This is a genomic window from Streptomyces sparsogenes subsp. cuspidosporus (assembly GCF_039532705.1).
Classification (GTDB): Bacteria; Actinomycetota; Actinomycetes; order Streptomycetales; family Streptomycetaceae; genus Streptomyces; species Streptomyces sparsogenes.
Map to the genome: position 1 here is coordinate 83,137 of NZ_BAAASD010000025.1, position 23,833 is coordinate 106,969.

16 protein-coding genes are annotated in these 23,833 nt (G+C 73.5%); 6 read left to right on the forward strand and 10 right to left on the reverse strand.

Going from position 1 to position 23,833, the window contains the following annotated elements:
• Window positions 1–10: 10 nt before the first annotated feature.
• The 3 genes from ABFY07_RS26135 to ABFY07_RS26145 all read right to left on the reverse strand — a co-directional run bounded on the left by ABFY07_RS26135 (window position 11) and on the right by ABFY07_RS26145 (window position 2,793).
• Window positions 11–1,018 carry a hypothetical protein gene (locus tag ABFY07_RS26135; protein ID WP_346176819.1) on the reverse strand — a complete coding sequence of 336 codons (1,008 nt, stop codon included), beginning with the start codon at window positions 1,016–1,018 and terminating at the stop codon, window positions 11–13.
• An 88-nt stretch (window positions 1,019–1,106) separates the two neighbouring features.
• Window positions 1,107–1,562 carry a hypothetical protein gene (locus tag ABFY07_RS26140; RefSeq protein WP_346176820.1) on the reverse strand — a complete coding sequence of 152 codons (456 nt, stop codon included), beginning with the start codon at window positions 1,560–1,562 and terminating at the stop codon, window positions 1,107–1,109.
• 85 nt (window positions 1,563–1,647) lie between these two features.
• Window positions 1,648–2,793 (reverse strand): Glu/Leu/Phe/Val family dehydrogenase, encoded by a 1,146-nt coding sequence (locus tag ABFY07_RS26145; protein WP_346176821.1) that lies wholly within the window; start codon window positions 2,791–2,793, stop codon window positions 1,648–1,650.
• A 334-nt stretch (window positions 2,794–3,127) separates the two neighbouring features.
• Here ABFY07_RS26145 and ABFY07_RS26150 point away from each other — a divergent pair, with 334 nt between their 5' ends.
• The gene (locus ABFY07_RS26150) at window positions 3,128–4,060 is read left to right on the forward strand and encodes a LysR family transcriptional regulator (RefSeq protein ID WP_346176822.1); all 933 of its coding nucleotides are present in this window, start codon (window positions 3,128–3,130) and stop codon (window positions 4,058–4,060) included.
• 21 nt (window positions 4,061–4,081) lie between these two features.
• Here ABFY07_RS26150 and ABFY07_RS26155 read toward each other — a convergent pair whose 3' ends face one another.
• Window positions 4,082–5,491, reverse strand: a complete 1,410-nt coding sequence (locus ABFY07_RS26155) for an amino acid permease (RefSeq protein ID WP_428837006.1) — start codon at window positions 5,489–5,491, stop codon at window positions 4,082–4,084.
• Between the two features lie 265 nt (window positions 5,492–5,756).
• On the reverse strand, window positions 5,757–6,683 hold the full coding sequence (locus ABFY07_RS26160) for a LysR family transcriptional regulator (protein WP_346176824.1): 927 nt from the start codon (window positions 6,681–6,683) through the stop codon (window positions 5,757–5,759).
• 174 nt (window positions 6,684–6,857) lie between these two features.
• On the opposite strand from ABFY07_RS26160, the gene ABFY07_RS26165 reads away from it, so the two are divergent.
• Genes ABFY07_RS26165 through amaB form a run of 3 tightly spaced genes read left to right on the forward strand, consistent with a single transcriptional unit; the run spans window position 6,858 to window position 11,046 of the window.
• Window positions 6,858–8,030: an NAD(P)/FAD-dependent oxidoreductase gene (locus ABFY07_RS26165; protein ID WP_346176825.1), complete on the forward strand. Its 1,173-nt coding sequence runs from the start codon at window positions 6,858–6,860 to the stop codon at window positions 8,028–8,030.
• Between the two features lie 28 nt (window positions 8,031–8,058).
• Window positions 8,059–9,462, forward strand: coding sequence for a 2-oxoadipate dioxygenase/decarboxylase (gene hglS / locus ABFY07_RS26170; protein ID WP_346176851.1), 1,404 nt, complete (start codon window positions 8,059–8,061; stop codon window positions 9,460–9,462).
• A 24-nt stretch (window positions 9,463–9,486) separates the two neighbouring features.
• Window positions 9,487–11,046, forward strand: a complete 1,560-nt coding sequence (gene amaB / locus ABFY07_RS26175; RefSeq protein ID WP_346176826.1) for an L-piperidine-6-carboxylate dehydrogenase — start codon at window positions 9,487–9,489, stop codon at window positions 11,044–11,046.
• A gap of 114 nt (window positions 11,047–11,160) precedes the next feature.
• Here the strand turns inward: amaB and argG are convergent, their stop codons facing one another.
• The 3 genes from argG to ABFY07_RS26190 form a co-directional block, all read right to left on the reverse strand.
• On the reverse strand, window positions 11,161–12,609 hold the full coding sequence (gene argG, locus ABFY07_RS26180; RefSeq protein ID WP_346176827.1) for an argininosuccinate synthase: 1,449 nt from the start codon (window positions 12,607–12,609) through the stop codon (window positions 11,161–11,163).
• A 139-nt stretch (window positions 12,610–12,748) separates the two neighbouring features.
• A complete protein-coding gene (locus ABFY07_RS26185; protein ID WP_346176828.1) occupies window positions 12,749–15,610 on the reverse strand; it encodes an AfsR/SARP family transcriptional regulator in 2,862 nt (953 codons plus the stop codon).
• 197 nt (window positions 15,611–15,807) lie between these two features.
• Window positions 15,808–15,996 carry a hypothetical protein gene (locus ABFY07_RS26190; RefSeq protein WP_346176854.1) on the reverse strand — a complete coding sequence of 63 codons (189 nt, stop codon included), beginning with the start codon at window positions 15,994–15,996 and terminating at the stop codon, window positions 15,808–15,810.
• A gap of 81 nt (window positions 15,997–16,077) precedes the next feature.
• On the opposite strand from ABFY07_RS26190, the gene ABFY07_RS26195 reads away from it, so the two are divergent.
• Both ABFY07_RS26195 and ABFY07_RS26200 read left to right on the forward strand, forming a co-directional pair.
• Complete coding sequence (locus ABFY07_RS26195; protein WP_346176829.1) at window positions 16,078–17,847, forward strand: glycoside hydrolase family 9 protein; 1,770 nt, start codon at window positions 16,078–16,080, stop codon at window positions 17,845–17,847.
• 139 nt (window positions 17,848–17,986) lie between these two features.
• Entirely contained in the window at window positions 17,987–20,407 is a 2,421-nt protein-coding gene (locus ABFY07_RS26200; RefSeq protein WP_346176830.1) for an Orn/Lys/Arg family decarboxylase, read from the forward strand.
• On the opposite strand, the gene ABFY07_RS26205 is transcribed toward ABFY07_RS26200, so the two are convergent.
• Window positions 20,374–21,174 carry an alpha/beta fold hydrolase gene (locus tag ABFY07_RS26205; RefSeq protein ID WP_346176831.1) on the reverse strand — a complete coding sequence of 267 codons (801 nt, stop codon included), beginning with the start codon at window positions 21,172–21,174 and terminating at the stop codon, window positions 20,374–20,376. The genes ABFY07_RS26200 and ABFY07_RS26205 overlap by 34 nt on opposite strands.
• Window positions 21,175–21,398: 224 nt before the next feature.
• A complete protein-coding gene (locus tag ABFY07_RS26210) occupies window positions 21,399–23,801 on the reverse strand; it encodes a glycoside hydrolase family 44 protein (RefSeq protein ID WP_346176832.1) in 2,403 nt (800 codons plus the stop codon).
• Between the last annotated feature and the right edge of the window lie 32 nt (window positions 23,802–23,833).

Sequence of the window (23,833 nt, forward strand, 5' to 3'; positions counted from 1 at the left end):
GCGGGCCCGGTCAGGCGGTGCGCCAGCGCCGCACGGTGTCGCCGTGCACCGTCAGCCAGGTGCCGTCGCCCAGCGAGAGCGGGTCCAGGCAGATGGTGCCCGGGTAGCGGACCTCGGCGACCGGCCGCAGCGTGTGGCCGTCGAGGACGAGGTGCCGGGCCTCCTCGGACCACTGCTCCTCGGCCACGGCCACCAGGATCCGGTCCCCGTCCAGGAAACCGGGTCGATGTCCGACGAAGCGGAGACCGTCCGGAAGGACGGTCTCCGCTTCGGCGATGACATCAGGCCGCCCGGCCTCGTACCGGCTCAGCCACTCCCCGCCCACGTCCAGTTTCAGATACGCCCCGCCCAGGCTCAGCCCCGCGAACGGCTCCTCCGCCCTGCCCAGCGGTTCCGCCCGCAGACCGCCGTCCTGCCACGAGACGCCGAGCGAGCAGAAGGTGTCGCCCATCGCGGCGTCGAGGAACAGCTGCCCCGGGTCGGTGAGGGACTGCTGGAACAGATAGCCCGCGGAGGCGGACGGCAGGGTGATCTGGTCGAGCGGGCGGCCGTCCGCCAGGCGGAGGGCGACGCAGCGGTCGCCCGGGTAGGAGCCGCCGATCAGGACCGGGCCGAGCATCGTGGCGAGCAGTCGCCGCCCGGACGCGTCGGCCGTGCAGGCCCCCGAGCCGATGTCCTGGTCGGGCCACGGGTCGTGTTCATACGTCCAGCGCACCCGACCGTCCGCCTCGTACACCGTGATGGCGTCCCGGCCGCTCACGGCGAGCCCGCCGTCCGGCAGCGGGGAGGCGAAACCATGGCTGCTCCCCGGCCGGGGGTGCGGCCGGCGGAGCCGGGCGGAGAAGACCCGGGCCGGGTCCTGGTCGACCCGGCCGACCAGCAGGTCGTCCCCGGCCCCGGCCACCAGCCAGTTCGCGCGGTCGCGCACCAGCCGGCCGTCGTAGTGGCCGATGCTCACCCCGATTCCGGGCAGTTCGTCCTGGGCGAGGAGTTCGGCCCCGAGCCGTGTGTGCGCCATGCGCCATGTTCTACCTCACGGGTACGACGGCCGGTCGCCCGCCCAGGCCCGGTGGCCGAGGTCGGGGACCGCGCGCTCACGGCGGACCTCAGGCGCCGAGTCGGCCGCCGGTCAGCCGCGCCAGCGGGCTGCGCCGGCGAGCGGCGCGCTGCCGCAGGACGACCGCGGTGGCGCCCGCGGCCGCGGCACCCGCGCCGGTGGCGGCCAGGATCTTCCGCGCCTTGATCACCATGACGGCCGTGCCGACCGCCGCGGCCGCCTTCTTGGGGGCCTCGGCGGCCACGGTACGGCCGGTGGCGACGGCCTTCCCGGCGACGGCCTGCGCCTTGTCGGCAGCGGCGTGCGCGGTCCGACCCGCGCCTCCCGCCGCCGTCTTCGCCGCGGTCCCCGTCGCCTTCCCCGCCTCGCTGGCGGTGTCCTTGGCGCGCTCCGCGGTCTTCCCCTTGGCCTTGGTGGCCGTGTCCTTCGCCGTGTCCTTCGCCGTGTTCTTCGCCTTCGCGCCGGCGCTCCGTGCAGTGGTCTGTGCGTTCCTTTTCTCGGCCATGTCCTTCGGGTTGCCGCTCGCTCTGCCCGCAAACCCTTCGGCGTCCCCGCTCCGACCCCCGCCGCCGACCACCCCTGACGGGCGGTCACCGCGGAATGCGCCCCTTGCTGCGCATCGCGGTGCGGACACGCTCCTCGGCGAGGGTGCGGCCCGCGGTGTGCGGGGTCGTGTCGCGGCGCCGCGCCTCTTCGAGGACGGTGACGGCGTTGGCGCGCAGCCGGTCGGAGATGGTCTCGAAGATGGCGGGGGTCCCGGGCCGGAAACCCGAGTAGCGGGAGTCCATGGCGAACGCGGCGGCCACGACGCCGCCCGCGTTGGCGACGAAGTCGGGAAGGACGGTGACGCCGCGCCGGGCGAGGATCTCCTGGGCCCGCGGCGAGGTGGGCAGGTTCGCGCCTTCCACCACGAGCCGGGCCTTGATGTCGGGGGCGTTGGCCTCGTCGATGACGTCCTGAAGGGCGGCGGGGACCAGGATGTCGCAGTCGACGGTCAGCTCCCGGCCGGAGGGGATCGCGATGCCCTGCGGGTACCGGCTCACGAAGTCGTCGCCGTGTTCCTCGCGGGCGGCGAGCAGCGTGGGCACGTCCAGGCCGGCGGGGTCGTGGAGGGCGCCCTTGGCCGTGGACACGGCGACGACGGTGGCGCCCAGCTCGGCGAACCGCCTGGCCGCGGCATTGCCCACGGCGCCGAAGCCCTGGATGGCGATCCGGGCCCCGGCGAGCGGCCGGCCCAGGAAGTCCGCGGCGGCGTCGGCGGCCTCCGCGACGCCGTAGCCGGTGACGCCCAGCTTGTCGTAGGCGACCCCGCCGAGGTGTTCCGGGGTGCCGACGGCCGCGCCGCGGTCGCCGAGTTCGTCCTGGACGATGGCCGCGTCGTCCTCGGTCAGCCCCATGTCCAGGCCCATGACGTATTCGCGGGGCACCTCGTTGGACAGCGCGCGGGCGAAGGCCCGCAGGATCGCTTCCTTGTCGGGGGAGGAGGGATCGGCGACGACACCGGCCTTGGCACCGCCGTAGAAGAGGTCCACGCTCGCCCACTTCCACGTCATGACGCGGGCCAGCCGGGCGATCTCCTCGACGGAGACGTTCGGGCTCATCCGGGTCCCACCCTTGCCGATGCCCCGGGCGGTGTTGTCGACGACCAGGACGCCCTTCATGCGGGTGCGTCGGTGGGAGACGACGACGATCTTCTCGGGTCCCCAGTCGTCGACGAGGAGGAGCGCGTCAGTCACGGTGTGGTCCTTGTCTGTTGTGGTGGCCTGCGGTGTTTGCCTGGTGCGGAGGTCGCCTGGTGCGGCGGAGGGCCTCGGCCACCGTCGCCGCGTCGGGACTGCCGGGGGACCTGCGCTGTCGCGGTCACTGCGCTGGCTCCTTCCCGTTCACCGGTCGCGTTCGACCTCTGCCACCACCTTCGGCGCGCCGTCGCCACCCCCACAAGACCCAGCAGAACGAAACAAATGAGCGTGCAGCGCAAGATTGGCTTAGTCTTGGCGCCGCCTGCCCGCCTGCCCGCCTGCCCGCCTGCCCGCCTGCCCGCCTGCCCGCCTGTCGCCCGAGGAGGCCGTCTTGCTCAAGCCCCAGCACCTGCTCACTCTGAGGGCCGCCGTGCGCAGCGGCTCGTTCGTCATCGCGGCCCGCGAACTCGGCTACACGGCGTCCGCCATCTCCCAGCAGATCTCCGCCCTGGAGAAGGAGACCGGGCTGACCCTGTTCGAGCGGGAGGCCCATGGGATCCGCGCCACCGCGGCGGCCCACCGCCTGGTCGACCTGGGCGCCCCGGTGCTGGCCGCCCTCGACGACCTGGACCACCAGGTGCGGGAACTCGCCACCGGCGCCACCGGCCGGCTGCGCCTCGGCAGCTTCCCCACCGCCGGTGTCCGGCTGGTGCCGCCGGCGCTGTCGGCGCTGGCGAAGACCCGTCCGCGGGCCCAGATCCAGCTCGAGGAGGGGGAGCCCGATGAGCTGGTCGCCGCGCTGAACGACGGCGATCTGGACGTGGCGCTGGTGTACGAGTACGGCCTCAGCCCCCGGCAGTGGCCCGACAACCTGACCTGCCATCACCTGGCCCGGGAGGACCTCGTCCTGCTCAGGGCCCGCGACAGCGGACTGAGCGCGCGCCTGGCCGGGCTCTCCCAGGCGCGCTGGATCACCAGCAGGGAGGGGACGGCCGGCGCGCTCACCCTCGTCCGGCTGTGCGCCGCGGCCGGGTTCGAGGCCACGGTCGCGTTCCGCAGCAACAACTACGACGTGGTGCGCGAACTGGTGTCCGCGGGCCTCGGCGTGGCCGTCGTCCCGGCCCTCGGCCACTCGCCCGGCGAGGCCGTGGAGGCCACCCGGCTCACCCAGCGCGGGGCCGTGCGCCGGGTGATGGCGCTGCACCGCACCGAGAACACCAACCCGTTGCTCGACACCATGGTCTCCGCCCTGCGGAGCGCCGTGCCCGAGGGTGAGCCGTATGTGCACCCGGCGCCGGAGGAGGAGCCCCGGGACGGCGGGTGAGCGGCCGGCCGGGGCGGCCGCTCAGCGGACCGGCAGGCGCTCGGCCCCGGGTTCGGGCTCCTCCCCGTCGGTCATCTCGTCCAGGGCGTCGAGGTCCACCGAGCCGCCCGGCATCACCTCGCGGGTGCGGCGGTAGCCGTACGTGGCGTAGACCACCAGGCCGACGGCGAGCCAGGCGCCCAGCCGCACCCAGGTCTCCCACTGCAGGAACGACATGAGCCAGCCGGAGAAGAGCATGCCGAGGACCGGCACGACCGGCATGCCCGGACACCGGAAGCCACGCCGCAGGTGCGGCTTCTTGTAGCGCAGGATCAGCACGGACGCGCACACCACCATGAAGGCCAGCAGCACGCCGATGTTGGTCAGTTCCGCCACGGCGTTGATCGGCAGCACTCCCGCCAGCACGGCGGCGACCACGCCGATGGTCCAGGTGGCGCGGTGGGGCACCTTGCGCTTGGGGTGGATGGCGCCGAACCAGGCCGGCATCAGCCCGTCACGGCTGAGGGCGTACCACAGCCGCGAGGCGCCCATCATGAAGGAGAACGTCACCGTCACGATGCCGATGACCGCGCCGACCGCGATGACATTGGCCAGCCCGCTCAGTCCCGCGCTCGCGAAGGCGCTGGAGATGCCGCTGTTCGGGTCGAGGTCGCTGTAGCGCTGCATGCCGGTGAGCACGACGCAGACCAGGACGTAGAGGACCATCGAGATGGACAGCGACAGCATCATCGCCTTCGGCAGCTTGCTGCGGGCCTCGACCGACTCCTCGGCGGCGGTGCTCAGCGCGTCGTAGCCGAACACGGCGAAGAACACCGTGGCGGCCCCGGTGAAGGCCCCGCCGAGCCCGAAGGGCGCGAAGGGGTGCAGATTGCCGGTGTGGACCTTGGTGAGGCCGACCACGATCACCAGCAGCACGATCGCGATCTTGACGATGGTCAGCACGGTCTCCACGCGGGCCGAGGTGCGGGTGCCGCGGGTCAGCAGCCAGGCGACGGCCAGGCAGATCACCACCGCCAGCAGGTCGATCCGGTGGCCGGCCCCGGTGCCGGGGGCGCCCAGCGCCCACGCCGGCAGGTGGACGCCGACGGCGTCCAGCAGGAAGCCCAGGTAGCCGGACATCCCGATGGCGACCACGGCGACGATCGCGGTGTACTCCAGCAGCAGGTCCCAGCCCACGATCCAGCCGACGATCTCCCCGAGGACCGCGGCGCAGTAGGTGTAGCTGGAGCCCGCCTTGGGGACCATGCCGGCGAACTCGGCGTAGGCGAAGGCCGCGCACAGCGACGCGGCCCCCGCCACCAGGAACGAGATCAGCACGGCGGGACCGGCCACGTCCTTGGCGACCGCCGCCGCCAGGCTGAAGATCCCGGCCCCGATGATGGCGCCGACACCGATCATGGTCAGCTGGGTCAGGCCGAGCGTGCGCACCATGCGCTCGCCGGTGGGCTGTTCGGAGGGAAGTGTTCGCCGGAAGATTCCCCGCGGTCCTCTGCCGAGCAGCGCGGCACGACCTGGTGGCGGGATGTGATTGGGGGACATCGCTCACTCCATGACGGGCAACGGCGGCAGGGCGCGCCGCCGGCGTGGCGTGGGTCACCACTGGCCAGAAACCATCACCCACGCCCCGCAGCCCGCGAAAGACGTGTCAGCGCGACAACTTCCACCCCTGAGCCCAAGAGACGCTGTGGCTTGGACCTCACAGCCCAAGGCGCTCCGGGGCGTCGCGCCGTCGGTCGGCCGCGGTGCGCAACACCTCGACCAGAGCGGCCACCGTCGGCCGGCGCTCGGCGAAGGAGCGGAACACCACGACGATGTTCCGCTCCAACGGCTCCCGCAGCGCCACCACATCGAGGCTCGAGGTGCGCAGCCGGAGCATCAGGTCCGTCACCGTGCTGACCCCCACCCCCGCCTCGACCAGCGCGAGCGTGGCGGCGGTGTCCGTCACCTCGTGGAGGACCCGCGGCTCGACGCCGGCCCGCCGGCACGCGGTGCGCACGGCGCGGCCGTAGTAGCTGCCGGCCGACGGCAGGATCCACCCCAACTCGCCGGTGTCCGCCAGGGACACCCTCTCCCGGCCGGCCATGGACCCGGCGGGGACCGCGAGCGAGAAGCGCTCCCGCGACAGGGGCACCACCCGCAGCGCCGGATCGCGCGGGATCGGCACATCCGGGTAGTCCAGGCCCAGCGCCAGATCCACGGCTCCGCCGGCCACCGCGTCGTACACCTCGTCCACGTCCATGTCGCGGCTGCGTACGGTCAGCCCCGGGTGGACCCGGCGCGCCCGCTGCAGGGCCGGCGGCAGGATCTCGGCGGCGGCGGTGGCGAACAGGCCGATCAGCAGCGTCCCGGAGACCTCGTTGCGGCTGCGCTCCAGCGCCTCGACGGCCTCGGCCTCCGTGGCCAGGATCCGCTCGGCGTGGCAGGCCAGCGTCGTCCCGGCGTCCGTCAGCTCCACCCGGCGCCCGACCCGCCGCAGCAGCTCCATGCCCGTGGCCTTCTCCAGCGCGGCGATCTGCTGGGAGACCCCGCCCGGGGTGTACCCCAGGGCCTCGGCCACGGCCGTGATGGTTCCGCGCCTGGTCAGCTCCACCAGCGAGCGCAGCTGCGCACTCGTCCAATCCATATAGGGATCGTAAAAGAATCCCCACAGTAATTGTTCATGGACGTCAACGGTCGGGTTGCTGCACGATGACGCCCAGATAGCTGATCAGCAACGCCCACGCAGTGACAGCCCACGCCACGCCCCGGACGGAGCCTCTCCGGCCCCCGGCGTCGGCCTCTGGAAGGGATCGGCCAGTTGTCCTCATCCACCTTCCGCACCGTTCCGTCCTCCGCCGATGTCGTGATCATCGGCGGCGGAGTGATGGGTGCCGGTACCGCCTACCACCTCGCCGAGGCCGGGGTGACGAACATCGTCGTCGTCGAGCGCGGCGAACTCGGCTGCGGCAGCTCGGGCAAGCCGATCGGCGGCGTACGGGCCCAGTTCTCCGACCCGCTCAACATCGAGCTGGGCAACCGGAGCCTGCGTGCCTACCAGGACTTCCCGCACCGCCCCGGCGCCGACATCCGGCTCGACACCGTCGGCTACCTCTTCCTGCTCACCAGCGAGCGGCAGGCGGCGGACTTCGAGACCTGCGTGTCCCTGCAGAACAGCCTGGACGTGCCCAGCCGTATGATCGACCCCGCCGAGGCCCAGCGGCTGTGCCCCTACATCGGCACCGACGGGCTGGTGGCCGCCGCCTACTCGCCCACCGACGGCCACGCCCGCCCCGGACTGGTCGTGCGGGGCTACGCGGACGCCGCGGCCCGGGCCGGCGTCACCTTCGCCACCCACACCGCGGTCACCGGCATCGACACGACCGGCGACCGGGTGACCGCCGTGCACACCGACCGGGGCCGCATCGCCTGCTCCACCGTCATCTGTACGGCGGGCGCCTGGTCCGGGCGGATCGGCGACATGGCCGGCGTCAGCCTCCCCGTGCGGCCGGTGCGCCGCCAGCTGGCCTTCACCGCCCCGCTCGCCCCGCCCGCGCCGCGCATCCCCTTCACCATCGACTTCTCGTCGACCGCCTACTTCCACAACAGCGACGACGGCCTGCTGTTCGGCCTGGCCGACCCCGACCAGCCGGACGGCTTCGACACCACCTGGACCCCGGAGTGGCTCGAGCTGTTCCGCGCCGTCGCACGGCACCGCGCCCCCGCCCTCGCGGACATGGAGACCATCGGCGGATGGGCCGGCCTGTACGAGGTCACCCCCGACCACAACGCCCTGATCGGCCGCTCCGACGAGCTGACCAACTTCCTGTACGCCACCGGGTTCTCCGGCCACGGCTTCCTCCAGGCACCGGCGGTCGGCGAGGTCATGCGCGACCTCCACCTGGAGCGCGAGCCGTGTGTCGACATCAGCCCCCTCAGCGCGGCCCGGTTCCGGACCGGCGCCGAGACCCGCCCCGAAGCCCACGTGGTGTGAACCCCCGACCGAAAGGCCACCCATGTCGATGATCAGGCAATGGCAGCTGCGGGCCGCGTTCGCCGCGCGGCTCTCGGAGATGTACGGGCGGGAGGTTCCCGCCTACACCACGCTCGTGGACGTCTCCCGCGAGGTCAACGAGGACGTGCTGCGCGCCCGCGGCGCCGACGCCGAACGCCTGGGGTCCATCGGCCGCGTCACCGCCGAACGCCACGGAGCCATCAGGGTCGGCACCCCCGGGGAGCTGAGCCAGGTCGCCCGGGTCTTCGGCGCCCTGGGCATGCGCCCGGTCGGCTTCTACGACCTGCGGGAGGCCGCCGCCAGCGCCGTCCCCGTCGTCTCGACCGCCTTCCGGCCCGTCGACGGCGAGGAGCTGGCCCGCAACCCCTTCCGGGTCTTCACCTCCATGCTCACCACCGCCGATCCGCGGTTCTTCGACCCGGACCTGCGCTCCCGCCTGGAGACCTTCCTCGCCGGCCGCGAACTGTTCCCCCCGGAGCTGCTCGCCCTCGCCGACCGCGCCGAAGCCGAACGGGAGCTGCCCGAGGAGGACGCCGAGCGGTTCCTGCGGCTCGCGGTGCACGCCTTCGAACTGTCCCCCGAGCCGGTCGACCAGGCCTGGTACCAGACCCTGGAGCGGATCTCCGCCGTCGCCGCCGACATCGGCGGCGTCCGCAGCACCCACATCAACCACCTCACCCCGCGCGTCCTGGACATCGACGAGCTCTACCGGCGCATGACCGAGCGCGGCATCCAGATGATCGACACCATCCAGGGCCCGCCCGCCTGGAAGGGCCCCGACGTCCTGCTGCGCCAGACCTCCTTCCGCGCCCTCGCCGAGCCCCGCGCCCTGCGCACCCCCGACGGCCGGGTGGCCAGCGGCGCCCTGCGGGTGCGCTTCGGCGAGGTCGAGGCCCGCGGCATCGCCCTGACCCGGGAGGGCCGCGCCCACTACGACCATCTGCTGACCCTCGTCGACCAGCAGGCCTCGCGCCGTCCCGACGCCGACCGCGGCGAGGTCGCGCGGGCTGTGTGGGAGCGGCACATGCCGGGCGGCGAGCGGGAACTCGCCGCCGCGGGGCTGGCCTACTTCACCTACCGGACGGTCCCCGACCGGCCGCGGGACGGCAGCCGCCCGTCCGCCGGCCTCGGCGAGCTGGTGGAGCGGGGCTGGGTGCGCGCCGAGCCCATCGTCTACGAGGACTTCCTGCCCCGCTCCGCCGCCGGCATCTTCCAGTCCAACCTCAGCGGCGAGGGCACCCGCAACAACGACCACCAGGGCACCGCCTACGACGCCGCATGGCTCTCCGGCGCCATGGGGCGCGAGGTCCTGGACCCCTTCGCGCTGTACGAGCGGCAGCAGAACAGCTCCCTCGACCGGGTCGCCGACGAACTCGGACTCGACCTCCGACTGCACGGCACCCTCCGCTGACCCTTCACACTCCCGAGGACTCCCATGAGCGACACCGCCCAGCCAAAGACCGCCCAGCCCGGGACCGCCCTGCCCACCACCGACGACCTGCGCGCCCGCGCGCTCACCAGCCTGGGGCACATCGGCGTCACCGTCCCGGAGGGCACCGACCTCTTCGCACGCACCCCCGTCACCGGGGAGCGGCTCCTCGGCCTGACGGCGGCCACCGCCGCCGACGCCGACGAGGCGCTCGCGGCGACCCGCGAGGCCTTCCTCACCTGGCGCGCCACCCCCGCCCCGCGCCGCGGCGAACTGGTCCGCCGCCTCGGCGAGTTGCTGCGCGTGTACCAGAGCGACCTGGCCGACCTGGTCACCATCGAGGCGGGCAAGATCCGCTCCGAAGCGCTGGGCGAGATCCAGGAAATGATCGACATCTGCGATTTCGCGGTGGGGCTGTCCCGCCAGCTCTACGGCCGCACCATCGCCTCCGAGCGCCCCGGCCACCGGCTGGCCGAGACCTGGCACCCGCTCGGCGTGGTGGGCGTCATCTCCGCCTTCAACTTCCCCGCCGCCGTCTGGTCGTGGAACACCGCCGTCGCCCTGGTCTGCGGCGACACCGTCGTGTGGAAGCCGTCCGAGCTCACCCCGCTGATCTCCCTGGCCTGTGACCACCTGCTGGCCCGGGCCGCCGAGGAGGTCGGGGCGCCCCGTGATGTGCACCGCCTGCTGCTCGGCGACCGCGCCATCGGCGAGAAGCTGGTCGACGACCCCCGGGTGGCGCTGGTCAGCGCCACCGGCTCGACCCGCATGGGGCGCGAGGTCGGACCCCGCGTCGCCGCCCGGTTCGGCCGCAGCCTGCTGGAGCTGGGCGGCAACAACGCCGCGATCGTCGCCCCGTCCGCCGATCTCGACCTCGCCGTCCAGGGCATCGTCTTCGCCGCGGCCGGAACGGCGGGACAGCGCTGTACGACCCTGCGCCGCCTCATCGTCCACCGGGACATCGCCGACGGCCTCGTCGCCCGCCTGACCGCCGCCTACCGCAAGCTCCCGATCGGCGACCCGTTCGACGAGTCCACCCTCGTCGGCCCGCTCATCTCCCCGGCGGCCCTCGACGGGATGCGCGGCGCCCTCGACCGCGCGCGGGACCAGGGCGGCGAGGTCCTGGTCGGCGGCGGCCGCCGGCTGGCCGACGCGGCACCGGGGGCCGCCTATGCCGAGCCGGCCATCGTGCGCGTCCCCGAGCAGACCGGCGTCGTCCGGGAGGAGACGTTCGCGCCGATCCTGTACGTGCTGACCTACGACACCCTCGACGAGGCCATCGCGCTGCACAACGACGTCCCGCAGGGCCTGTCCTCCAGCATCTTCACCCGTGACCAGCGGGAGGCCGAGATCTTCCTGTCCGCGGAGGGCTCCGACTGCGGTATCGCCAACGTCAACATCGGCACCTCCGGCGCCGAGATCGGCGGCGCGTTCGGCGGCGAGAAGGAGACCGGCGGCGGCCGCGAGTCCGGCTCCGACGCCTGGCGCGCGTACATGCGCTCCGCCACCAACACGATCAACTACTCCAGCCGGCTGTCCCTGGCCCAGAACGTCAGCTTCCTCTGACGTCTCCCCGCTGACGTCTCTCCGGTATTCCAGGACGGGAAACGCGGCGGCCCCCGCCCGGATTCGCTCCGGGCGGGGGCCGCCGTGGTGCCTTCGCGGACCCGGGGTGGCGGGTCAGTCGGCGCCGAACTCCATCGCGGCGCGGTCGAGCAGCTGGTCGTCGCCCGAGGCCTCGCCGCTGGAGGCGATGGCCTCCGACGCGCCCTTGGGCATCGCGCCGATCAGCCCGGTCGAGGCCGCCTGCGCGGCGCCGATCAGCGCCGGCTGGGCGTCGCCGACCATGCCGAGCCCGGCGTACTGCTCGAGCTTGGCACGCGAGTCGGCGATGTCCAGGTTGCGCATGGTCAGCTGGCCGATCCGGTCCACGGGGCCGAAGGCGGAGTCCTCGGTCCGCTCCATGGAGAGCTTGTCCGGGTGGTAGCTGAAGGCCGGCCCGGTGGTGTCGAGGATGGAGTAGTCCTCACCGCGCCTCAGCCGCAGGGTCACCTCGCCGGTGACCGCCATGCCGACCCAGCGCTGCAGCGACTCGCGCAGCATCAGCGCCTGCGGGTCCAGCCAGCGGCCCTCGTACATCAGCCGGCCGAGCCGCCGGCCCTCGGTGTGGTAGGCGGCGACGGTGTCCTCGTTGTGGATCGCGTTGACCAGGCGCTCGTACGCCGCGTGCAGCAGCGCCATGCCCGGGGCCTCGTAGATGCCCCGGCTCTTGGCCTCGATGACGCGGTTCTCGATCTGGTCGGACATGCCCAGGCCGTGCCGGCCGCCGATGGCGTTGGCCTCCAGCACCAGATCGACGGCGGAGGGGAACTCCTTGCCGTTGATCGTCACCGGGCGTCCCCGCTCGAAGCCGATCGTGACGTCCTCGGCCGCTATCTCGACGGTGGGGTCCCAGAACCGCACGCCCATGATCGGCTCGACGATCTCGATACCGGCGTCGAGGTGCTCGAGCGCCTTGGCCTCGTGGGTCGCGCCCCAGATGTTCGCGTCGGTGGAGTAGGCCTTCTCCGTGCTGTCCCGGTAGGGCAGCCCGTGGGCCACCAGCCACTCCGACATCTCCTTGCGGCCGCCGAGCTCGCTGACGAAGTCGGCGTCCAGCCACGGCTTGTAGATCCGCAGCGAGGGGTTGGCCAGCAGGCCGTAGCGGTAGAACCGCTCGATGTCGTTGCCCTTGAAGGTGGAGCCGTCGCCCCAGATCTGGACGTCGTCCTCGAGCATGGCGCGCACCAGCAGGGTGCCGGTGACCGCCCGCCCGAGCGGGGTGGTGTTGAAGTAGCTGCGGCCACCGGACCGGATGTGGAACGCCCCGCAGGCCAGGGCCGCGAGGCCCTCCTCCACGAGGGCGGCCCGGCAGTCGACCAGCCGGGCGACCTCCGCGCCGTACGTCGTGGCGCGCCCGGGGACCGAGGCGATGTCGGGCTCGTCGTACTGGCCGATGTCGGCGGTATAGGTGCACGGCACCGCGCCCTTGTCGCGCATCCACGCGACGGCTACCGAGGTGTCGAGGCCGCCGGAGAAAGCGATGCCGACGCGCTCGCCGACAGGGAGGGAGGTGAGTACTTTGGACACAGCAGAAGTATGCATGAGCACGCATGACCATGCAAGCCCGGCCCGACCCGGGCCCCGCCGGGTACGCGTGGGGTGCGCCGAACAGCGCGCCGAACAGTGCGCCGCGTGCGCCACGCGGGCACCCCTGCGGCGGGCGGGGTCAGCCCGCGGTGGGCCGGCCCGGGGCGTCGGCGGGGCGTTCGGGGGCCAGGCTCCCCAGTTTGCCGAGCAGCTCGCCGGTGGACGGGTGGCCGATCTCCTCGGAGATCGTCACGGCCCGCCGCCAGGCCAGCCGGGCCGCCCCGGGGTCGCCGTCCGCGAGATGGGTGTCGCCGAGGTGGCCCAGGATCTCCGTCTCGCCGTACCGGTCGCCGAACCCGCGCACCAGCTCGAGCGCCCGCTGATAGCAGCCGACGGCCTCGGTGTACTCGGCGAGGTGGTGGTGGGCATAGCCGAGGCTGTCCCACGCCCCCGCCTCGGCGTGCCGGTCGCCGATCTCCCGGTTGAGGGCCACCGCCTGGGCGCAGTGGTCGAGGGCCTGCCGGTGGTCGCCGAGCACGATGCGCAGCCAGCCGGCGTTGTTCAGCGCCTTGGCCTGCCCGGCCCGGTGCCCCTTCCGCCGGTACAGGGCCAGCGCCCGCTCGTTGTGGTCCAGCGCCTCGCCCTGGCGCCCCTGCTGGTCGCACACCCAGCCCAGGCCGCGGTGGGTGTGGGCCTGGTTGACCAGGTCGCCCAGGGCGCCGTAGAGCTCCAGCGCGCGGCGCAGGTGGGCCTCCCCGTCGTCGAGCCGGCCCATCTGCGTGGAGACGTTGCCGAGCCCGCGGTGTGCCCCCGCCTCCAGGAACCGGTCGCCCAGGCGGCGCGCCGCGGCGATCGCGAGGTGCTGGGCGGCCAGCCAGTCCTGCCAGTGGCCGCGGTAGTCGAAGAACGTCTCGAGGGCCCAGGCCAGGTGCCAGGCCCGGGCGTCCAGCCCGGCCCCGACCGCCACGTCCAGGGTGGAGAGCAGCACGGCGTGTTCGGCGGTGAACCAGTCCAGGGCCGCCCCGTGGTCGGCCGGCTCCAGGGGCGCCACCCCGGGGCGGGCGGCGTCCAGGGGGACCGGGTCCCGGTGCGGGTCCAGCAGAGCGGCGGCGGCGTGGGCCGTGTGGAGGTAGAAGTCGACGACCCTCGGCAGCGCGTCCTCGTCGTCGCCGGCCGGCTCCTCCCGCGCCCGTTCGGCCGCGTAGAGGCGGATGAGGTCGTGCATCCGGTAGCGCCCCGGGGTGTGCTCCTGGACCAGGTGCGCGGCCTGGAGCCTGCGCAGCAGCGCGCGTATCCGCGGCAGGGGGAGGGCGGTGAGGCAGGCGACGGCGGGCAGGCCGATGTCGGGGCCGGGTGCCAGGCCCAGCAGCCGGAAGGCCCGCGCGGCGTCCCCGTCGAGCGCGCGGTACGAGGAGGCGAACACTGCGCGGAGATCGGCGGTGAGGTCCCCGGTGTCCAGGGCGTCGAGCCGAATCTGGGTCTCGTCGAGCTCCTCGGCCAGGTCGGCCAGCGGGGCGTCCGGGTCCATGGTGGCGCGGGCGGCCAGGATCCCGATGGCCAGCGGAAGCCCGGCACAGTGCCGGAGCAGGGCGGCCACCGCCTCGGGCTCGGCGGCCACGCGCTCGCCACCGAGGTGGCGGGCGAGCAGGTGGCGGGCCTCCGCCTCGCCGAGCACGTCGAGGGCCAGGGGCGAGGCGCCGTGGGCGGCGGTCAGGCCGGTGAGCCGGCTGCGGCTGGTGACGATGACGGCGCAGCCGGCGCTCCCGGGCAGCAGGGGGACGACCTGGGCGGTGTCGCGGGCGTTGTCCAGGAGCACCAGCAGGCGCTTGCCGGCGGTCAGGCTGCGGTAGAGCGCGGCCTGCGCGTCCGGGTCCGTGGGGACGGTCGACGGGGCGGCGCCGAGGGCTTCGAGGAAGCCGCGCACCGCCGTCTGCGACGGCACCGGGTCGCCGGTGGGGTCGAATCCCCGCAGGTTCACATACAGCTGCCCGTCGGGGAAGTCGTCGAGGTGGGCGTGGGCCCAGCGCAGGGCGAGCCAGGTCTTGCCGACCCCGCCCGTGCCGCCGATCGCGGAGATCACCACGGCCCGGCCCGGCCCGCCCGGCCCGGCCAGCAGGTCGTCCAGGCGGGACAGCTCGCGCGTCCGGCCGGTGAACAACGGCGGTGCCGCGGGTAACTGGCGCGGCACCACCGCGGCCACCGGCGCCGGCCGGGCGGTGGACCCGGCCGCGGGCGGGGGCGTGGGCGCGGGGGCGCTGAGGTCCGGGTCGGCGGTGAGGACCTGCTGGTGGAGCCGGCGCAGCGCGGGGCCGGGGTCGGTGCCCAGCTCGTCGGCCAGCCGCCGCCGGACGTCCTCGTACCGGTTCAGCGCGTCCGCGACCCGCCCGCTGCGGTACAGGGCGGTGACGAGCTGGCCCACCACCCGCTCGTCCAGCGGATGCCGCTCCGCCCGGGCGGACAGCTCGGGCAGCAGCTCGGCGTGGTGGCCGTGGCGCAGCCGGATGTCGGCGAGGCGCAGCTCGGCGGTGAGCCGCTCCTGGTCCACGGTGGCGCGCAGCGCGTTGAACCAGGGGGTGTCCACGGAGGCGAAGGCGTCCCCGCGCCACAGCCCGAGGGCCTGCTCCAGGAGCGCGGCGGTGTGCTCGTCGCCCTCCGCGGCGCCGGCCTGGGCCACCAGGTGGCGGAAGCGGTGCAGGTCCACCGTCGAGGCATCGGCGCCGAGCAGGTATCCGCCGGGCTGCCGGGCGATGCGCACCTCCTCGGCGACGGGCGCCAGGGCCCGGCGCAGCCGGGAGATGCAGCTGTACAGCGTGTTCAGGGCGCGCTGCGGTGGCCGGTCGGCCCACACCCGGTGGACCAGCTGCTCCGTCGGCACCACCCGGTTGGCGTCCACCAGCAGCGCCGCCAGCACGCACCGCTGGCGCGAGTGCCCCAAGTCCTCGACGAGCAGTCCGTCGATACGTGCCTCGATGGCGCCCAGCAATCCGAAATCGACCGTCACGGTCAGCCCCTCCCCTGTGTGCCCGGATCTTGCCTACCCGCTGTGGTCTGCGGATTCAAGGTTTTGCGAAGGATCCCGCAAGGCGGGCCGGGCACGGTGGTGTCCGTTCGGGGCAAGGGGGGTGCACACGGCCGGCCGCACGGCCGTGGCATCACGACCCCGGGCGGACGGGGGAGGGGCTGACCGGCCGGCGCCGGTCAGTGCCCCCGCACGGGGCCGACCGACTCCAGGATCGGCACCACCGGCTCGATCGTCCCGTCCTCCGCGCACTCCAGGCGGTCGGTGGTGGTCTCGCGGTGGGTGCCGTCGCCGCCGGCCTTCCCGGGGCCGTTGACGGCGAACCGGTTGCGGGGCGGCCCGCCCGGCGCGCGTCGACCGCCCCACACGGGGCGCACCCTGACGGGAGGTGCCCGCCCGACCCGGGGTGCACGCCCGGCGGACGCCTCGCACGCTGGCACGCTGGAGACATGGCGCGGGATCCCGGCACGAGGCCGGACACGGGCCCGAGGGTGCGGGTCAACCAGGTCGGCTATCCGCCCTCCGGGCCCAAGCGCGCCACCGTCGTCACCGACGCCGCCGCACCGGTCCCCTGGCGGGTGAGCGCCGGCGACGGCAGCACCGTGGCGTACGGCACCACGACGCCGCGCGGGACCGACGCCTCCTCCGGACAACGGGTGCACACCGTCGACTTCAGCGCGGTCACCCGGGTCGGCTCCGGGTACACGCTGACCGCCGACGGACAGACCAGCCATCCCTTCGCGATCTCCCCGACCGTCTACGACCGGCTGCGCTCCGACGCCCTGCACTTCCTCTACCTCCAGCGCAGCGGCATCCCCATCGCCGACGCGCCGGCGCCCGGATACGGCAGGCCGGCCGGACACCTCGGCGTCCACCCCAACCAGGGCGACACCAGCGTGCCCTGCCTGCCGGGGGCGGGCCGCCACCGGCTCGATGTGCGCGGCGGCTGGTACGACGCGGGCGACCACGGCAAATACGTGGTCAGCGGCGCGATCGCCACCTGTCTGCTGCTCAGCCTGTTCGAGCGGACGCGGACCGCGGCCGAGGGACGCGCCCGCCCGCCGCGCGACGGCGACCTGCGGATCCCCGAACACGGCGACGGCGTACCGGACATCCTCGACGAGGCGCGCTGGGAGCTGGAGTTCCTGCTGCGCATGCGGGTGCCCGCAGGGGAACCGCTCGCGGGCATGGCACACCACAAGGTGCACGACGACCAGTGGACCGGGCTGCCGCTCTCCCCGGACCAGGACCCGCGGCCGCGTCATCTCCACCCGCCGTCCACGGCGGCCACGCTCGACCTGGCCGCGACCGCCGCCCAGGGCGCCCGGCTGTACCGCCCCTTCGACCAGGCCTTCGCCGAGCGCTGCCTGACCGCGGCCCGCGCCGCCTGGGCCGCCGCGCGGGCCCACCCCGAGGTGTTCGCCGACGCGGCCGACTCGACCGGCGGCGGCGCGTACGACGACGGCGACGTGAGCGACGAGTTCTACTGGGCCGCCGCCGAACTGTTCCTCACCACCGGCGAGCCCGCGTTCCTGACGGCGCTGCGGGCCTCGCCGCACCACGCGGGCCGCGCGGCCTTCCCGCCGTCCGGGTTCAGCTGGCGGGAGGTCGCCGCCCTCGGCCGGCTCGACCTGGCGACCGTGCCCGGCCGGCTGCCGGACGCCGACCGGGAAGCCGCCCGCGCCTCGGTGGTGGCGGCCGCGGACCGCTACCTGGAGACGGCACACGGCCAGGCGTACGGGATGCCGCTCACGGAAGGCGAGTACATCCAGGGCTCCAACGCCGTGGTGCTCGACAAGCTCGTCGTCATCGCCACCGCCTTCGACCTGACCGGCGAGCGGCGCTACCGCGACGGGGCGCTGGAAGGACTCGACTACCTCCTCGGGCGCAACGCCCTCAACCAGTCCTACGTGACCGGATACGGCGCCCACCACTCCCACAATCAGCACAGCCGGCTCTACGGCCACCAGGCCGACCCGGCGTTTCCGCCGCCACCCCCCGGCGCGCTCGCCGGCGGCCCCAGCGCCGGGCTGGAGGACCCCGAGGCCGGCAGGGTGCTCATCGACCGCACGGCCGACCCGCCCCGGCGGCCCCCGCCGCAGCTCTGCTACCTCGACGACATCGCGTCCTGGTCGACCAACGAGGTCGCCGTCAACTGGAACGCGGCGCTGTCATGGGTCGTCTCCTTCGCGGCCGACCAGGCCACCGCCCCACCCTGACGGCCCGCCGCCCGCGCCGCCTTTCAGGGGGAATTCCCTCTTTCGGGTGGCCTTCCGCGACTGTCCCGCCCCGGGCGGTTCCGTCCCCCGGAGACTGAACGGCCAGATACGGCGGGGACGGCACATGGAGGAGGGGGACATGGCGGGCGACACCGTTTTGTTCGCGGTACGGGAGCACCCCGGGGACGACAGCGCCGGAGCCGAGCAACTGCGCAGGATCCGGGGGGAGATCGAGGCCGGCGGCCTCACCGTGCGCTGGGCGGGCGACGGCGCCGACGCCCGGACCGTGCTCGGCACCGAGGCCGGCCTGGCCGCCGCGCTGGTCGACTGGGACCTCGGGCCGCGCGACGGCGCCGACGGCGAACCGGGCGGCGCCGCGGTGCTGCGCCACATCGGCCGGCGCTTCCAGAACCTGCCGGTCTTCCTGATCACGGCCGACGAGAACCTCGAAGACCTGCCGCTGTGGGTGTCCGAGACCGTGGTCGGCTACGTCTGGCCGGCCGAGGACACCGCGGCCTTCATCGCCGGGCGGATCGCCCGCGCCGCCCGCGCCTACCGCGAGGCCGTGCTGCCGCCCTTCTTCAAGGCGCTGCGCCGCTTCGACGACACCCACGAGTACTCCTGGCACACCCCCGCCCACTCCGGCGGCGTCGCCTTCCTCAAGTCGCCGGTGGGCCGGGCCTTCCACGACTACTTCGGGGAGCGGCTGTTCCGCAGCGACCTGTCCATCTCGGTCGAGGAGCTCGGCTCCCTGTTCGAGCACACGGGACCGATCGGCGAGGCGGAGAAGAACGCCGCCCGGGTCTTCGGCGCCGACCTCAGCTACTTCGTCCTCCACGGCGACTCCACCTGCGACCGGCTGGTCGGCCACTTCTGCGTCACCCGCGACGAGATCGCCCTCGTGGACCGCAACTGCCACAAGTCGGTGCTCCACAGCCTGGTCGTCTCCGGCGCCCGGCCGGTGTATCTGATCCCCACCCGCAACGGCTACGGGCTGGCCGGGCCGCTGCCCCCGGGCGAGATCCAGGCGGACACGGTGACCGCGCGCATCGGGGGAAACCCGCTCGCGCGCGGTGCCCTCTCGCCCCGGGCCCAGTACGCGGTCTTCACCAACTCCACCTACGACGGCCTGTGCTACGACGCCGTCCAGGCCGCCCGCTCCCTCGCGGCCAGCACCCCCCGGGTCCACTTCGACGAGGCGTGGTTCGCCTACGCCCGCTTCCACCCGCTCTACGCCGGGCGCTACGGCATGTCGGTGGGGCCCGACACCTTCCCCGGGCCGGACCGGCCCACCGTCTTCGCCACCCAGTCCACCCACAAGCTGCTGGCCGCGCTGTCGCAGAGCGCCATGGTGCACATCAGGCCCGCGCCGCGCGCCCCGGTGGAACACGACCGGTTCAACGAGGTGCTGATGATGCACGGCACCACCTCGCCGCTGTACCCGATGATCGCCTCCCTGGACGTGGCCACCGCGATGATGGACGGCCCCCAGGGCCGCTGGCTGATCGACGAGGCGGTGACCGAGGCGGTCCGCTTCCGCCGGGCCATGGTGCGCATCGGGCGCCGTATCGAGGCCGCCGGGGACCGCCCTGCCTGGTTCTTCGGGGTGTGGCAGCCGGAGGCGGTGACCGACCCCGCCACCGGCGAGCGGCTGTCCTTCGACGAGGCCCCGCTCGAGCTGCTGTGCACCGAACCCTCCTGCTGGGAACTGGAACCGGGGGCCGACTGGCACGGCTTCCCCGGACTCGGCGAGGGCTACTGCATGCTCGACCCGCTGAAGGTGACCCTCACCTGCCCGGGGATCGACGCTACCGGCCGGATGGCCGAGTGGGGCATCCCCGCCCGGGTCCTCACCGCCTACCTGGCCACCCGCAACGTGGTGGTCGAGAAGACGGACAGCTACACCACACTGGTCCTGTTCTCCATGGGCATCACCAAGGGCAAGTGGGGCACGCTGCTCGACGCCCTGATGGACTTCAAGTCCCTGTACGACGAGGACGCCCCGCTCGACCGCGTGCTGCCCGGACTGGTCACCGCGTACCCCGCCCGCTACACCGGCCGCACCCTGCGCGAGCTGTGCCAGGAGATGCACGACCATCTGCGCGAGGTGAGTCTGGTGCGGCTGCTGGACACCGCCTTCCAGGAGCTCCCGGAGCCGGTCGCCCCGCCGCAACTGTGCTACCAGCGGCTGATCCGCGGCGGCACCGAGCGCGTCCGGCTGGCCGAGGCGGCCGGGCGGGTGGCCGCCGCCATGGTCACCGTCACCCCGCCCGGTATCCCGGTGCTGATGCCCGGCGAGGGCGTCGGTGGCGCGCAAGGGCCGCTGCTGCGCTATCTGACCGCGCTGGAGTCCTTCGACCGGCGCTTCCCCGGCTTCCGCAGCGAGACCCACGGGGTGACCATCGACCCGGAAAACGGCGACTATCTGATCGAGTGCCTGTCCCGGGAGCAGGGCGCCGACCACCGCGCCGGGAGCGAGCCGCGGGCCCTCGGCGTCCCGGCCCCGGCCCCCGCCCCCGGCGGGGCTCACCCCACCGGGCCGGCGACGCCGTCCCGCTGAGCCCCCGCCGTGAGGAACCATTCGACCGCCGCGGTCACCGCGGCGGGATCCTCCACCGGCAGTTCGTGACCCGCGTCGACGATCCGCACCACCGCGTCCGGGTAGCCCTTGGCCATCCGCAGCATCTGCGACACCGGCAGCTGGATGTCGTGGTAGCCGTGCAGCAGCAGGGTGGGCGTCCGGATCTCACCGACCCGGTCCAGCACGTCGAAGGCCCGCATCGCGTCGTAGCACCGCATGACCACCTCCCGCGGCGTGGCCGCGGACGCGCGGACGTACGCCCGCACCTCCTCGCGGGGGTGGCCCGGCCCGAAGGCCCGGTGGATGTTGGCCGAGACGAAGAGGCGGAACGGCAGCAGCGTCGAGACCGCCATCAGCAGACCACGGCCGCGGCTGTAGGTCATCCGGCTGATCGAGCCCACGAGCACCATGCGCTCGATCCGCTTCGGATGGCCCAGCGCCAGCTTTTGGGCGATCATGCCGCCCATCGAGTGGCCGACCGGCACGAAGCGGTCCACGTCCAGGCGGTCCAGCAGGACGCGCACGTCGTCGGCCAACTCGTCGATGGAGCGCGGCACCCCCTCGCTCTCGCCGTGCCCGCGCAGATCGAGGCGGATCACGCGCCGGTGCGGGGCGAAGTGCGCCATCTGGTGGTCCCAGCGGTGCCGGTCGGCCGTCCAGCCGTGAAGGAACACCAGCGGCACACCGTCCCGGCGACCCTCGTCGTCGAACCTCAGTCTGGCGCCACCGACCTCGATGTGCGGCATGGGTCATGTCCTTTGGACCGATGAACGTGTCGTGGTGACCGTAGCCGGGGGCCTCGGCGTACGCCACCTCCCACCGCGGACGTCGCACCCCGACTGGTTCGATACGGGCAGGAGGCGCGGCGGGGCGCGGGCGATGACAGAGAGTCGGCCCGCCGGGGAAGAACCGCCGTGGGCCCGCGGACGGGTGTCCACGGGCCCACGGGGCACGGCTCATGCGGCGCGGGTCACCGGGTCACATGACCTCGCACGGCCTTGGCGCCGGGCGCGTGGCCGACCGGCGCCGCGATGTGCGCGGCGGCCGCGGTGCCGGGGACGGAGCAGGACTTGCCGTTCAGGGTGAAGCCGCGCGGCGCCGAGTTGGTGCCGGTGTAGCTGCCGTTGAAGCCGACGGTCGTGGAGCCGCCGGTGGCCAGGGCGGCGTTCCAGCCGGCGTCCTTGACGGTGACCTGGGCGCCGCTCTGGCTCCAGGTGCCGTTCCAGCCCTGGGTGACCTTCTGGTTGCCGGCGAAGGAGAAGCCCAGCTGCCAGCCGTCGAGGGCCGGGCCCTTGTTGGTGATGGTGGCGGTGGCCGTGAACCCGCCGCCCCAGTCGTTGCTCACCCGGTAGTCGACCGTGCAGGTGACGGCCGGGGCCGCGGCGGTGGTCAGCCGCACCGGCGCCGAGGCCGGGGAACTGCGGCCGGCGGTGTCCTTCGCCACGACGCGGAAGGTGTAGGCGGTGTCCGGGGACAGCCCGGTCACGGTGGCGCTCGTCGCGGGGGCGTCGACCGTGGCGACGGGGGCGCTCCCGGCGGGGTCGCCGGAGTACACCTGGTAGCTCGCCACAGGGGACGAACCGGCGGTGGACGCCGTCCAGGTCAGGGTCGCCCGGTCCGAGCCGACCGCGGAGGCGGCCGGGGTGCCGGGGGCGGTGGGCGGCTTCGCCTCGGAGGAGCCCGCGGGCAGCACGTACTCGGTGATGGAGTACGCGGGGAAGGTGGCGGTGAAGCCGCCGTCGGCCAGCGGCTGGTCGGCCAGGTGCTTGATCGAGGTGACGTCGTCCTGGCCGTAGCGGTAGACCTGCGCCGAGCCGGCCGTCCCGGTGCGGCCGGTCACGGACACCGGGGCGGTCAGATCGCCGGTGGTCTTGTTGATGACCATCACGGTCAGCGCGTGGTCACCGCTGCGCTCGGCCGCGTAGACCGAGAGCTTGTCCTGGTCGGCGCTGGCCGCCCGGACCGCGGTGTCGCCGAAGGAGCCGCCGGCGCCGTCGTAGTTGCGGAACATGCGGAAGGCGTAGGCGCCGGGATCGGTCGACTTGGGCGGCGACCACAAGGTGGCCAGGTCGAGCCCTTCCCTGCCGAAGATGCCGAGCACATCGGCCTGCGCGAGGGCGCCGTCGATGTGGTCCAGGGCGCCCCAGTTGTACTCGGTGATGGCGACCTTGGTGCCCGGGTAGTTCTCGTCGACGAGGGAGCGCATGCGCGGAATGAACTGGACGGGCTGGTTGATCCAGCTCTCGTCCACATACGTGGGGTCCCACAGCTGTCGCGTGGAACGCAGCCGCAGCTCCTGGGTCGCGGGGTCGTCATTGCCGCTGGACACCCCGGACTGCTGCGGGTAGATGTGGTTGTCGAAGTAGTCCAGGACGCGGCGGCCGTGGCTCTGCTCGTAGGCCTTCATCTGCTGGAGGTACCAGGGGGCGAACTGCTGCCCCCCGTGGGCCGCCCGGTCCGGCGGGTTGGACCAGCAGTCGCCGCCCTTCTCGCCGCAGGTCTTCTGGTCGAGGCCGGAGTAGATGAGGGAGTTCAGGCCCCAGCCGACCGGGCCGAGGGTCTTCGCGCCGGGGTCGGCGTCCTTGATCGCGGCGGCGGTGGCGTACGTGCTGTCCCGCATCTCGTCATACCCCGCCCCGGCGGGGTGGACATCCCGGTGGGTGGAGAACCACAGGTCGGGCTCGTTGTCGAGGTTGTAGAAGCGCACGCCGCCGCTGTCGGCGGCGCCGTACGCGCGGTTCAGGTACTGCACCCAGCCCTTGGTGAACTCCGGCCCGGCCGCGACGCTGGTGTCGGCCGGGTCGTTGCCGGTGATGTTGGTGCCGTCGTTCTTCACGCCGTTGCCGCAGTCCGGGCGCCACTGGGCGTCGCTGCCCTTCTGGGGCCCGTACTTGGAGATGCTGAAGCCGCAGGCGGCGTTGCGTGCCGCCGTCGTCGAGCCGATCATCGGCACGGTCAGGATGGTGTCGGTGCCGGTGCGGCGGTCCTGCTCGACGAACTTGTCGGCTTCCGAGCCGTCCGGCAGCGAGGCGGTGCCGTTGTCGTAGTACAGGTTCTCGAAGTACCAGTCGGCGCCCGCGTTGTAGGCGTCGAGCTTGTAGTTGTAGCGGGTGGTGGCGTTTCCGCCCCACCGCCTGACCGGCAGTCGCAGCTCCTTGGCCAGCGACTCCTCGGCGAAGTTGATCCCGTAGACGTGCGGGTCGATCGCGTGGCGCCCGGTGGTGGCGTCGACCTTCAGTGCGGGGCCCTCCGCGGCGGAGGCGGCGGCCTGCCGCGCGCCCCGGTCCGGTAAGGCGCTCGCCCGGACGGGATCGGCGAGGGCGGTACCGGCCACCAGTAACACCGCGGCCACCAGCGCGGCTCTCGGAGTCATGCGCATGTCTCCTCCCAGGCGGCCTGAACGAC